Below are 11326 nucleotides of genomic sequence, written 5' to 3'. Positions count from 1 at the left end.
CGTGGCTACCGCGAGGACACCCCAGGGCGCCACCGGGACCGGTGGGCCGAACGGGGCCAGAGTCAAAGGGAAGGCCCGACGCCTCACAGCGGACAGGCCGGGCGGCCGTCTGCGCGCGGTCGGCCGCGTCCTGCGCTTCCCGGTGACCGGAACCGCACGCGGAATCCGCCGGGCCACCCACGCGCACGGCGCCGGGGAGTCCGGGCTCGGCAAACTGATCGAGCTGCACGGTGTGAACGGCGCCGGCGACGTCATGATCACCGTCGCGCTCGCGTCCACCGTCTTCTTCTCCGTGCCGACGGACGAGGCACGCGGCCGGGTCGCGCTCTACCTCGCCATCACGATGGCGCCGTTCACCCTCCTGGCCCCGGTGATCGGCCCGCTCCTGGACCGCCTCCCGCACGGCCGCCGGGCCGCGATGGCGGGCGCGATGCTCGCCCGCGCGCTGCTCGCCCTGGTGCTGTCCGGCGCGGTGGTCACCGGCGGCATCGAGCTGTATCCGGCCGCGCTCGGCGTACTGGTCTCCTCGAAGGCGTACGGGGTGGTCAGAAGCGCCGTCGTGCCCCGGCTGCTGCCGCCCGCGTTCTCCCTGGTGAAAGCCAACTCGCGGGTCACCCTCGGCGGGCTGCTGGCCACCGGCATCGCGGCACCGATCGGCGCGGGGCTCCACCAGATCGGACCGCGCTGGCCGCTGTACGGCGCGTTCGTGCTCTTCGTCACGGGCATGTTCCTGTCCTTCCGGCTGCCGGCGAAGGTGGACTCCGCCAAGGGCGAGCACACGGCGCTGCTCGCGGCGGACGAGACCCATCTGCACGGCCCGCACCGCAAGCCCGTCAAGCGGCCCGGCCTGCGCACGGTCGGCCCGGCCGTCACCCACGCGCTGGCCGCCAACGCCTCCATCCGCTGCCTGACCGGCTTCCTGATCTTCTTCCTCGCGTTCCTGCTGCGCGAGCATCCGATGACCGGCCAGAGTGCCGCCGTGTCCCTGGGCATCGTGGGGGTGGCGGCGGGCACGGGCAACGCGCTCGGTACGGCCGTCGGCGCGTCGCTCAGGTCCCGCGCGCCGGAGATCATCATCGTGACGGTGGTGGCCTGCGTGGTGACCGCGGCGATCGCGGCGGCGGCGCTGTTCGGCGCGGTCGTGGTGGCCTGCCTCGCCGGGGTCGCCGGCTTCGCGCAGGCGCTGGCCAAGCTGTCCCTGGACGCGCTGATCCAGCGGGACGTGCCCGAGACGGTCCGCGCGTCGGCGTTCGCACGCTCCGAGACGCTGCTGCAGATGTCGTGGGTGCTGGGCGGGGCGATCGGTATCGCGATGCCGCTGATCGGGTCGCTGGGACTCGCGGTGGGCGCCGCGATCGTCGCCACGGGCTGGCTGACCACCGTCCGCGCGCTGATCGGCTCCGCCCGGCACGGGGGCCACGGACGCGCGCGAGTGGCGTAACGCTCCGGCCACGCCGTACCCCCACGTGGGAGGTTGACCGGACGTGCCCGATAACCTTCGCCCATGACCACGTTGCCCCGCGGCACAGCCGCTCGAAGTGACCGCGCTGTGCGACGGCGCCGTGCCGTCGTCGCCGCCGGTGCCGTATCCGCCGGACTGCTCGTCCTGTCGGCCTGTGAGAAGCCGACGGCGATGTCCACGATCACCGTGGGCAGTGACTCGGTGTCCTCCGAGGCCACCTGCGGCGGTAAGGGTCAGGCCCTGAAGGCCGCCGACCTGACGTCGTGCCTGAAGGACAAGGACATCAAGGAGATCTCGGTCGACCCGGACGAGACCGTGCGCTTCGGTGTCGACCCGGACCTCGCCGACAAGGGCTGGACGATCCTGATGAACGGTCAGCCGCTGACCGACTCCAGCACCAAGACCTACCGCACCATCCCCGGCAGCGTGTTCTTCAACGCCCAGTACGGCGCGCAGGGCAACTCGACCCTGGTGTCGATCAAGCAGGGCGAGAACGAGGCCACGGGCCTGTGGTCCTTCCGGCTGAAGAAGGAAGCCTGATCGCGTCGTCCGCCGGGACGCCCCCCGCTCCCAGGAGCCCTGGAGCGCGGGGAGGCGTCCTCGTGGCCACCGCCGTCCCCGCCGAACGGGACGCGGTGGCTCGGGCCTTCCCGGGTGCCGCGCACGAGAGGGCCCTGCCCGGGGCGAATGTCGTCGAGATCGCCGACGGCCCCGATCTGATCGCCGCCGGTGTCGGCCCGGCCCTCGCCGCCGCCTCCACGGCCACCGCGCTCACCGCCGCCGCTCTGGACGGCCGCCCCTACGGCCTGGTCGTCTCGGCCGGGATCGCCGGCGGTTTCCCGCCGCACGCGCCCCTCGCCTCGCTCGTCGTCGCCGACGAGATCACCGCCGCCGACCTGGGCGCCGAGACGGCCGACGGCTTCCTGCCGGTGACCGACCTCGGCTTCGGCACCGTCACCCACCGTCCCCCCGCCGCCCTGGTCCGGGAGGTGGCCGCCGCGTCCGGCGCGCTCACCGGTGCCGTGCTCACCGTGTCGACGGTGACCGGCACCGCGGCCCGCGCCGCCCTGCTCCGCGACCGCCACCCCGGCGCGCTCGCCGAGGCCATGGAGGGCTTCGGCGTCGCCGAGGCCGCCGCCGCGCACGGCGTACCCGTGCTGGAGATACGGGCGGTGTCGAATCCCGTCGGCCCGCGCGACCGCGCCGCCTGGCGCATCGGTGACGCCCTGAACGCCCTCACCGAGGGCTTCGGGAAGATCGCGCCCGTCCTGGAGAGTTGGAACCGGTATGACAGTTGAGCAGCAGCGACTGGGGATCGTGTACTCCCCCTGCCCGAACGACACCTTCGTCTTCGACGCCCTCGCGCACGGCCGCGTCCCCGGCGCGCCGGCCCTCGACGTCACCTTCGCCGACATCGACATCACCAACGGCATGGCCGAGCGCGGCGAGTCGGACGTGCTGAAGGTGTCGTACGCGGTCCTCCCCCACGTCCTCGACGAGTACGCGCTGCTGCCCTGCGGGGGCGCGCTGGGCCGGGGCTGCGGACCGCTGGTGCTGACCAGGGAGCCCGGGGAACTCACCGGGCGCACGGTCGCCGTGCCCAGCGAGAAGTCGACGGCGTACCTGCTGTTCCGGCTGTGGGCGGCGGACGTGGTGCCCGGTGAGGTCGGGGAGATCGTGGTGATGCCGTTCCACGAGATCATGCCCGCCGTACGGGACGGAAAGGTGGACGCCGGGCTCGTCATCCACGAGGCGCGCTTCACGTACCAGGACTACGGGCTGCACCGGCTCGCGGACATGGGGGAGCACTGGGAGCGGACCACCGGGCTGCCGATCCCGCTGGGCGCGATCATCGCCAAGCGGTCCCTCGGAGCGCGGACGCTGACCCTGCTCGCCGACTCGATCCGCGGCTCCGTACGGGCCGCCTGGGACGACCCCGAGGCGGCGCGGCCGTACGTCATGGCGCACGCCCAGGAGATGGACCCGGCCGTCGCCGACCAGCACATCGGGCTGTACGTCAACGAGTTCACCGCCGACCTCGGCGAGGACGGCTACGCGGCCGTACGGGGCCTGTTGACGCGTGCGGCGGCCGAGGGACTGGTACCGCCCCTCGGCCCGGACGCACTGCGGTTCCCCTGACCCGTACCGGTGCGGGTGTCGGTACCGGTGCCGGTGCCGGACGTCCGGCCGGATCAGACGTCCAGCTGGTCGGCGACGGCGCGCAGGAGCCCCGCGATCTGCTTCCCGGAGGTGCGGTCCGGGTAGCGGCCCTTCTCCAGGTTCGGCGTGAGGTTCTCCAGCAGGGTCGTCAGGTCCTGGACGATGGAGGCCAGCTCGTCGGGCTTCTTGCGCTGGGCCGCCGCGACCGACGGGGCCGGGTCGATGACGGTCAGGGACAGGGCCTGGTCACCTCGCTGCCCGGCGACCACGCCGAACTCCACCCGCTGACCCGGCTTCAGTGTCTCGACTCCGGCGGGGAGGACCGAGGAATGGACGAAGACGTCACCGCCGTCGTCGCGGGAGAGGAAGCCGAAGCCCTTCTCACTGTTGAACCACTTGACTTTGCCGGTGGGCACGTCCGTCCTCGTCCTCGTACTCGTCGGGAAACCGCTTCTGAAAACTGCTCTTGATAACGCTCGGGCGAGTCCTGGTGACCCGCCGCAACCAAGGCTAATGGTCTTCGGGCAGGTGACAAGACGTCGCCCGGTAGTTCCCTCCGGCCAGGAACTACCCTGGTCCGGTGGCTGACAAAACCCAAGCGAATTCCACGGCGCCCGGCGACGGCCTGGTCCGGGCCGGCGGCGTCGTCTTCATCATCGGTGCCGTGGCCACTCTGGTCACGGTGGCCCCGTTGTTTTTCGGTAGGGAGCCCTTTCCGACGTACATGTTCGTACTGAGCATGCTCATGGGGGTCGGATTCCTGATGGCCGGCGCGGGAGTGCTCCGCTCGGCCGCAGCGGGCCGCCGTCAGGCACGCGCCGGGCAGTAGGCCGTCACGCGCCCCGGGCGGTGAGCCGTCAGGGGCGTGCCGAGCAGTGGTCCGAGAGCCAGCGGGGGAACTCGGTCAGGTCGGCGAGGACGACGTCCGCACCCGCCGCGCGCAGTTCCGCCGGGTCGCACGGGCCGGTGGCGACCGCGACCGCCAGCGCTCCGGCGGTCCGCGCGCCGCGCACATCACCCACATGGTCGCCGACGTACACACCCGCGTCGTGCTCGCGCAGCGCCAGCGCCTTCTGCTCGGCCCACAGATCGCCGATCACCGCGTCCGGTTCGATGCCGAGGTGGGCGAGGTGCAGCTTGGCGTTGGGCTCGTGCTTCGCGGTGACGACGATCGCGCGTCCGCCCGCCTCCCGTACGGCCGCCATGGCGTCGCGGGCGCCGGGCAGCGCCGGCGTGGGGGCTATGGCGTACGTCGGGTACATCGCCCGGTACAGGTCCGCCGCCTCCTCGACCCGCTCGGCCGGGAACCAGTTGACCAGTTCGTCCTCCAGGGGCGGCCCCAGCCGGGTGACGACGAGATCGGCGTCCACGTGGGTGCCGGTCCGCTCGGCCAGCGCCAGGTAGCAGGCGCGGATGCCCGGCCGGGAGTCGATGAGCGTCATGTCGAGGTCGAAGCCGACGGTGAGCGGCGCGGACGGAAACGGGGCGGACGGGAGCGGGGTCATAAAGGCCATACCCGCCATTGTGCCTGCGACTCGTGCGAGGTCAGCGGGGGCGTTGGGAGCGCCAGGTGAGGAACAGGGCCGAGGTCACCGCAGCGGCCCGGACCACCCAGGGCCAGGTTTCGGAGACGGCGTCGTTCATGGTGCCGTCGGCGATGGGGGTGCCCCAGCGTTCCTCGGTCCGGCCCCAGAGCCAGACGATTCCGCCCGCGATCGCGAGGCCCGGCAGGACGACGACCGCCCACTTGATCTCGGCCTGGGTGAGGCGGCGGGAGGCGTAGGCGATGACCCAGCCGAGGAGCAGGGCGAACCAGTTGCCCAGGACGGCGCCCACGACCAGCAGGCCCGCGGCGACCAGGAGCAGGGGGTTGCTCCAGCGGCCGGACGGGAGGCGTAGGAACCGGCGCCCGGCGGAGCCGGTGCCGGTCTCGGCCTCGGTTCCGGCTTCGACCACGGCCGGCGCGGGCGTCTTCCCTTCCAGGCCCGTCGCCCCGTCCGGTTCCTTCGACGGCGGGGGCTTGAGCAGTTCGGGGATCTCCACGCCGCCGACGAAACCGGTGACCTCGTCGCCGACGCCGAAGGGGCTGTCGTCCACCCGCCACCAGTCGGGCTGGGTGGCGCTGTCCCCGAGTTCGTCCGTACCGGCCTGGTGCGGCGGGGACGGTACGCCGGTGGAGGAAGGCGCGGGGTGCGGGTTCCCGGCCGGACGGGGGCGGGGAACGGCGCGGCGCAGGACGTCCCTCGCGCGCCCGACGCGGTCCCCGCTCCGCTGGGTGGGAACCGCGGCGGGCGGCGGTGCGGGTCTGTTCGCGGTGGGCCCCTCCGGTCGGAGATCCGAGCCGTCGGTCCCGGCCGCCCCTGCCGCCCCGGCCGTCCCGGAGGGGTCCGCGGCCGCCGCCACGACCTCGTCCGGGGTGCCCATGCGGGAGATGATGCGGCGCACGGCGGCCGGGGAGTCGACCGCGGACCTCGCCCGGCGCCGGTCGATCTCGTCACGCAGCCGGGCGACCAGACCCATCCGGGTCGCCGACGGCAGCTGCCGCTGCTGCGCCACGTCGCCGACGCGGCTCAGGTACTCGTAGACGACCTGGTCACTCTCGATACCCACGAAGTCCCCTCCGGGGCGGATGCGTTGGTACACGACGTCGGACGACGGTACCGCGAGTCCGGTCGACCGGCCCAACTCCGCGCACCCCACCGGCGTACCCACCCGCTACCGTGAGGCGGATGAGCACCGAGGAGAAGCCCGCGGCGGCCCCCCGATCCCTCGCGGAGGCGCTCCGGGGACGGGACGACGCCGGGCTTGCCGCGCTCCTGCGCAGCAGGCCGGACCTCATCACGCCCGTGCCCACCGACCTCACCCAGCTCGCCACCCGGGCCGGGACCCGTGCCTCGGTCGTGCGGGCCCTGGAGCGGCTGGACCGGTTCGCGCTGCAGACCGCGCAGGCGCTGGCCGTGGCGGCCGATCCGGCGTCGTACGACGAGCTGCTCGGGCTGCTGGCGGGCGACGAGGGCGACCCCGCGGTGTCCGCCGCGCTGCCGCACGCCGTGCGGACGCTGCGCGAACAGGCACTGGTGTGGGGCGGCGACGACCGGATGCGGCTGGTCCGTACGGCCCGTGAGCTGCTCTCCCCCTCCGCACAGCACCCCTCGCCGACCGGTCTCGGCCCGAGCGTGCGGGAGGCGACGGCCGGGATGTCCCCGGGGCGGATCCAGGAGATCGTCACGGCGGCCGGACTGCCGTCCACCCATGACTCGGTCTCTGCGGTGACCGCCCTGACCGGGCTGTTCACGGACCGGACGCGGATGTCGGCGTTGCTCACCGAGGTGCCGTCCGAGTCGTCGGAGGTGCTGGAGCGGCTGGTGTGGGGACCGCCCTACGGCCAGGTCACCGCCGATCCGGCGCCCCGGCTGCGCCTGCTGCTGGACCGGGGGCTGCTGCTGCCGACGGGGCCCGGGACGGTCGTCCTGCCGCGTGAGGTGGCGCTGCATCTGCGGGGCGGGCGGGCGCACCGGGTGACCGAGCCGGTGGCGCCACCTGTCGAACCCGTGCCCGCGACCGCGGCCGCGCACCGTCCACAGGCTGTGGACGCGGCGGCGGCCGGGCAGGCGTACACGGCGCTGGCGACCGTCGAGGAGCTGCTGAAGGACTGGGACGAGGGCGGCCCGGCGGTGCTGCGGTCCGGCGGGCTGAGCGTGCGGGACCTGAAGCGGACCGCCGTCGCCCTGGACGTGCCCGAGCCGGTCGCCGCGTTCTGGGTCGAACTGGCCTATGCGGCGGGCTTGTTGGCCTCCGACGGGGAGGCCGACGAACGGTACGCGGCGACCCCGGCGTACGACACCTGGCTGGAGCGGCCCGCCGCCGAGCGCTGGACGGTGCTGGCCACGGCGTGGCTGGCGGCGACCCGGACCCCGGGGCTGGTCGGCGGGCGGGACGCGAAGGACCACGCGGTGGCGGCGCTCGGCCCGGGGCTCGACCGGTCGGCGGCGCCCGAGGTGCGGCACCGGGTGCTGGCGCTGCTGGCGGGGCTGCCGGAGGGAGCGGCTCCGATGGCCGAGTCGGTGTGGGCGCGGCTGCGGTGGGAACGCCCGCCGCGCGCCGGCGGGGGCGACGGCGAGGACCTGCGCTCCCGGCTCGCCCGGTGGACGCTCACCGAGGCGGAGATGCTGGGGATCACCGGCCGGGGGGCGCTGTCGGCCCACGGGCGGGCGCTGCTCGGCCTGCCCGCGCCGAAACCGGCTCCCACGGCGGAACCGGAGCCCCGGGGGCCGGGCGCCCGGTTGCCGGTCCACCACCGGCCGGCCCCGCCGCCGGCCCCCCTCTCCCCCGCCGAGCCGAGGAACATCGCCGCCGCCGCCCGGCTGCTGGCACCGCTGCTGCCCGAACCGCTGGACCACGTCCTGCTCCAGGCCGACCTGACGGCCGTCGCGCCGGGCCCGCTGCAACGGCCGCTCGCGGACATGCTGGACGTGCTCGCGGACGTGGAGTCGAAGGGCGGGGCGACCGTCTACCGGTTCACGCCGGGCTCGGTACGCCGTGCCCTGGACGCCGGGCAGACCGCCGCGGACCTGCACGCCTTCCTCGCGGCGCACTCCCGCACACCGGTTCCGCAGCCGCTGGCGTATCTGATCGACGACGTGGCCCGCAGGCACGGGCATCTGCGGGTGGGCGCGGCCTCCGCGTACGTGCGCTGCGACGACGAAGCGGTACTGAACGAGATCCTCGCCGACAAGCGGGCCGCGGGGCTGGGGCTGCGCCGTCTCGCGCCGACCGTACTGGCCGCGCGGGCCGATCCGGCCGGCCTGCTGGAGGGGCTGCGTCAGATGGGGTTCGCGCCGGCCGCCGAGTCCGCCGAGGGCGACGTCCTGATCACCCGCGCCCATGCCCGCCGCACCCCGCCGCGCACCCCGCCCGAGCCGGTTCCGGAGGGGCCGCCGGTGCCCGACGACACCCTGCTCACGGCGGCGATCCGGGCCGTACGGGCGGGTGACCTCGCCTCCACCGCCCCCCGCAAGCCCCGGGACGGGGCAGGGGAGGCGGCCGGAGCGGGGGGCGGGGGCGGTGAGCTGCCGCGCACCGGGTCCGCCGAGACCCTCGCCACCGTGCAGGCCGCCGTCCTCACCGGCGAGACGCTGTGGATCGGCTACGTCAACGCCGAGGGCGCGGCCAGCCAGCGGGTCATCGCCCCGGTCCGCGTCGAGGGCGGCTTCGTCACGGCGTACGACCACACCGCCGACGAGGTCCGTACCTATCCGCTGCACCGGATCACGGGCGTCGCGGAACTGGCAGAACCGGCGGACGACGAAAGCTGAGCCCGCTCCGCGGCGCGGCGTAGGCTCCACCCATGGTGCGGAGCACGGTGCAGGACGTCGAAAGCTACCTCGCGGAGGTCCCGGAGCCACGCAGGGCCGCGCTGGCCGAACTGCGGCGGTTGTGCAGGGCGGAGCTCACGGGCTTCACCGAGGTGATGGCGTACGGCATGCCCGCCTACGAACGGGACGGCACGGCCGAGATCGCCTTCGCCTCCCAGAAGCAGTACCTGTCCTTCTACCTCCTGCGTGGCGACGTCCGTGCGGCCTTCGAGAACCGGCTGGCCGGGCAGGACATGGGCAAGGGCTGTCTGCGGTTCCGCAAGCCGGAGGATCCGGCGACCATCGACTTCGACCTGGTGCGCGCCCTGCTCCGGGCCACAGCGGCCGAGCCGGGCCCGATCTGCTGACGTACACCGGCGATCTGCTGACGAGCTCCCGCCCTCCGGACCCGAAGTGGCGGGCGTCACTCCGGATCCCGGAGGGCGGGCGATCAGGCAAACTGGGCGTTTGGCCGAGCTGTGCCCGTGCAGTGCCCGTGCCGAGTCCGTCGCAGAAAGGCAGCCGCGCGTGAATGGTCCGCTCATCGTCCAGTCCGACAAGACGCTTCTCCTGGAAGTCGACCACGAGCAGGCGGACGACTGCCGTCGCGCCATCGCGCCCTTCGCCGAACTGGAGCGGGCCCCGGAGCACATCCACACCTACCGGGTGACCCCGCTCGGCCTGTGGAACGCGCGGGCCGCCGGCCATGACGCCGAGCAGGTGGTGGACGCGCTGGTGCAGTACAGCCGCTACCCGGTGCCGCACGCGCTGCTCGTCGACGTCGCCGAGACGATGGACCGCTACGGCCGGCTCAGCCTGCTCAAGCACCCGGCGCACGGTCTCGTCCTCACCAGCACCGACCGGCCCGTACTGGAGGAGGTGCTGCGCTCCAAGCGGATCGCCCCGCTGGTCGGCGCCCGCATCGACCCGGACACCGTCGCCGTGCACCCCTCGGAGCGCGGGCAGATCAAGCAGACGCTGCTGAAGCTGGGCTGGCCCGCCGAGGACCTCGCCGGGTACGTGGACGGCGAGGCGCACCCCATCGAGCTGGTCGAGGACGGGTGGGCGCTGCGCCCGTACCAGAAGCAGGCCGTGGAGAACTTCTGGCACGGCGGCTCCGGCGTGGTCGTCCTCCCCTGCGGCGCGGGCAAGACGCTGGTCGGCGCCGGTTCGATGGCCCAGGCGAAGTCGACCACGCTGATCCTGGTCACCAACACCGTCTCGGCCCGGCAGTGGAAGCACGAGCTGGTGAAGCGGACCTCGCTGACCGAGGACGAGATCGGCGAGTACAGCGGGACGAAGAAGGAGATCCGCCCCGTCACCATCGCCACCTACCAGGTGCTGACGACCCGTCGGAAGGGCGTCTACCCCCACCTGGAACTCTTCGACTCCCGGGACTGGGGCCTGATCCTCTACGACGAGGTGCACCTGCTGCCCGCCCCCGTCTTCAAGTTCACGGCCGATCTGCAGGCCCGGCGGCGGCTCGGCCTGACGGCGACCCTCGTGCGTGAGGACGGCCGCGAGTCGGACGTGTTCTCGCTGATCGGGCCGAAGCGGTTCGACGCGCCGTGGAAGGAGATCGAGGCGCAGGGCTACATCGCGCCCGCCGACTGCGTGGAGGTCCGGGTCAACCTCACCGACTCCGAACGGATCGCGTACGCGACGGCGGAGACCGAGGAGAAGTACCGCTTCTGCGCGACGACCGCCACCAAGCGGAAGGTGACGGAGGCGATCGTGCGCCGCTTCGCCGGTCAGCAGATCCTCGTCATCGGGCAGTACATCGACCAGCTGGACGAGCTGGGCGAACACCTGAACGCCCCCGTGATCAAGGGCGAGACGTCGAACGCGCAGCGGGAGAAGCTGTTCGAGGCGTTCCGGCAGGGCGAGATCGGCGTGCTGGTCGTGTCCAAGGTCGCGAACTTCTCGGTCGACCTCCCGGAGGCCACGGTCGCCGTCCAGGTGTCGGGCACCTTCGGGTCCCGGCAGGAGGAGGCCCAGCGGCTGGGCCGGGTCCTGCGGCCCAAGGCGGACGGCCACCAGGCCCACTTCTACTCCGTGGTCGCCCGCGACACCATCGACCAGGACTTCGCGGCCCACCGCCAGCGCTTCCTGGCGGAACAGGGCTACGCCTACCGCATCGTCGACGCGGACGAACTCCTCGCGGAGAGCTGAGCGTGCGCCTCCGGGGCGTCGTTCCCGGGACCGTCGTCCCTCGGATCGTCGTCCCTCGGGTCGTCATCCCCCGGGAAGGCCGAACACCAGCAGGATGACGAACAGCGGCGGCGGCCAGGGCGTGGGCCAGGCGCCGAAGGTGAGGACGCCGCCGAGGAGCATCGCCCGGAGGGCCCCG

The 11326-nt window shown here is 73.5% G+C and carries 11 protein-coding genes; 8 read left to right on the top strand and 3 right to left on the bottom strand.

The features are described from left to right. Window position 1: 1 nt before the first annotated feature. The 4 genes from DIZ27_RS17385 to DIZ27_RS17370 all read left to right on the top strand — a co-directional run bounded on the left by DIZ27_RS17385 (window position 2) and on the right by DIZ27_RS17370 (window position 3601). Window positions 2–1441, top strand: a complete 1440-nt coding sequence (locus tag DIZ27_RS17385; RefSeq protein WP_109379378.1) for an MFS transporter — start codon at window positions 2–4, stop codon at window positions 1439–1441. A 63-nt stretch (window positions 1442–1504) separates the two neighbouring features. Next, on the top strand, window positions 1505–2002 hold the full coding sequence (locus DIZ27_RS17380) for a DUF2771 domain-containing protein (RefSeq protein ID WP_181383566.1): 498 nt from the start codon (window positions 1505–1507) through the stop codon (window positions 2000–2002). A gap of 62 nt (window positions 2003–2064) precedes the next feature. Then, window positions 2065–2760: a futalosine hydrolase gene (locus DIZ27_RS17375; RefSeq protein WP_258308417.1), complete on the top strand. Its 696-nt coding sequence runs from the start codon at window positions 2065–2067 to the stop codon at window positions 2758–2760. After that, complete coding sequence (locus tag DIZ27_RS17370) at window positions 2750–3601, top strand: 1,4-dihydroxy-6-naphthoate synthase (protein WP_109379322.1); 852 nt, start codon at window positions 2750–2752, stop codon at window positions 3599–3601. Before DIZ27_RS17375 ends, DIZ27_RS17370 begins: the two co-directional genes overlap by 11 nt. Window positions 3602–3654: 53 nt before the next feature. Here the strand turns inward: DIZ27_RS17370 and DIZ27_RS17365 are convergent, their stop codons facing one another. After that, window positions 3655–4038 carry a cold-shock protein gene (locus DIZ27_RS17365; RefSeq protein ID WP_109379321.1) on the bottom strand — a complete coding sequence of 128 codons (384 nt, stop codon included), beginning with the start codon at window positions 4036–4038 and terminating at the stop codon, window positions 3655–3657. A gap of 164 nt (window positions 4039–4202) precedes the next feature. Between DIZ27_RS17365 and DIZ27_RS17360 the strand changes: the two genes are divergently transcribed. Next, entirely contained in the window at window positions 4203–4451 is a 249-nt protein-coding gene (locus tag DIZ27_RS17360) for a hypothetical protein (protein ID WP_109379320.1), read from the top strand. Between the two features lie 28 nt (window positions 4452–4479). Here DIZ27_RS17360 and DIZ27_RS17355 read toward each other — a convergent pair whose 3' ends face one another. Both DIZ27_RS17355 and DIZ27_RS17350 read right to left on the bottom strand, forming a co-directional pair. Further along, window positions 4480–5136 carry an HAD family hydrolase gene (locus DIZ27_RS17355; RefSeq protein ID WP_109379319.1) on the bottom strand — a complete coding sequence of 219 codons (657 nt, stop codon included), beginning with the start codon at window positions 5134–5136 and terminating at the stop codon, window positions 4480–4482. 31 nt (window positions 5137–5167) lie between these two features. Beyond that, window positions 5168–6232 carry a hypothetical protein gene (locus tag DIZ27_RS17350; protein WP_109379377.1) on the bottom strand — a complete coding sequence of 355 codons (1065 nt, stop codon included), beginning with the start codon at window positions 6230–6232 and terminating at the stop codon, window positions 5168–5170. A 119-nt stretch (window positions 6233–6351) separates the two neighbouring features. Here DIZ27_RS17350 and DIZ27_RS17345 point away from each other — a divergent pair, with 119 nt between their 5' ends. The 3 genes from DIZ27_RS17345 (at window position 6352) to DIZ27_RS17335 (ending at window position 11148) form a co-directional block, all read left to right on the top strand. Further along, window positions 6352–8937 (top strand): helicase C-terminal domain-containing protein, encoded by a 2586-nt coding sequence (locus tag DIZ27_RS17345; RefSeq protein WP_109379318.1) that lies wholly within the window; start codon window positions 6352–6354, stop codon window positions 8935–8937. A 32-nt stretch (window positions 8938–8969) separates the two neighbouring features. Further along, window positions 8970–9344, top strand: coding sequence for an iron chaperone (locus DIZ27_RS17340; RefSeq protein WP_109379317.1), 375 nt, complete (start codon window positions 8970–8972; stop codon window positions 9342–9344). A 160-nt stretch (window positions 9345–9504) separates the two neighbouring features. Further along, entirely contained in the window at window positions 9505–11148 is a 1644-nt protein-coding gene (locus DIZ27_RS17335) for a DNA repair helicase XPB (RefSeq protein WP_109379316.1), read from the top strand. Window positions 11149–11326 lie beyond the last annotated feature (178 nt).

The organism is Streptomyces sp. NWU339 (assembly GCF_003143855.1).
Classification (GTDB): Bacteria; Actinomycetota; Actinomycetes; order Streptomycetales; family Streptomycetaceae; genus Streptomyces.
The sequence above is the reverse complement of the archived record's forward strand: the minus strand, read 5'-3'. Positions and strand labels throughout refer to the sequence as shown.

Bases quoted from the DNA above. Each gene is read 5' to 3' on its own strand.
- DIZ27_RS17380 (WP_181383566.1), top strand. From the start codon at position 1,505: ATGACCACGTTGCCCCGCGGCACAGCCGCTCGAAGTGACCGCGCTGTG.
- DIZ27_RS17370 (WP_109379322.1), top strand. From the start codon at position 2,750: ATGACAGTTGAGCAGCAGCGACTGGGGATCGTGTACTCCCCCTGCCCG.
- DIZ27_RS17355 (WP_109379319.1), bottom strand. From the start codon at position 5,136: ATGGCCTTTATGACCCCGCTCCCGTCCGCCCCGTTTCCGTCCGCGCCG.
- DIZ27_RS17345 (WP_109379318.1), top strand. From the start codon at position 6,352: ATGAGCACCGAGGAGAAGCCCGCGGCGGCCCCCCGATCCCTCGCGGAG.
- DIZ27_RS17340 (WP_109379317.1), top strand. From the start codon at position 8,970: ATGGTGCGGAGCACGGTGCAGGACGTCGAAAGCTACCTCGCGGAGGTC.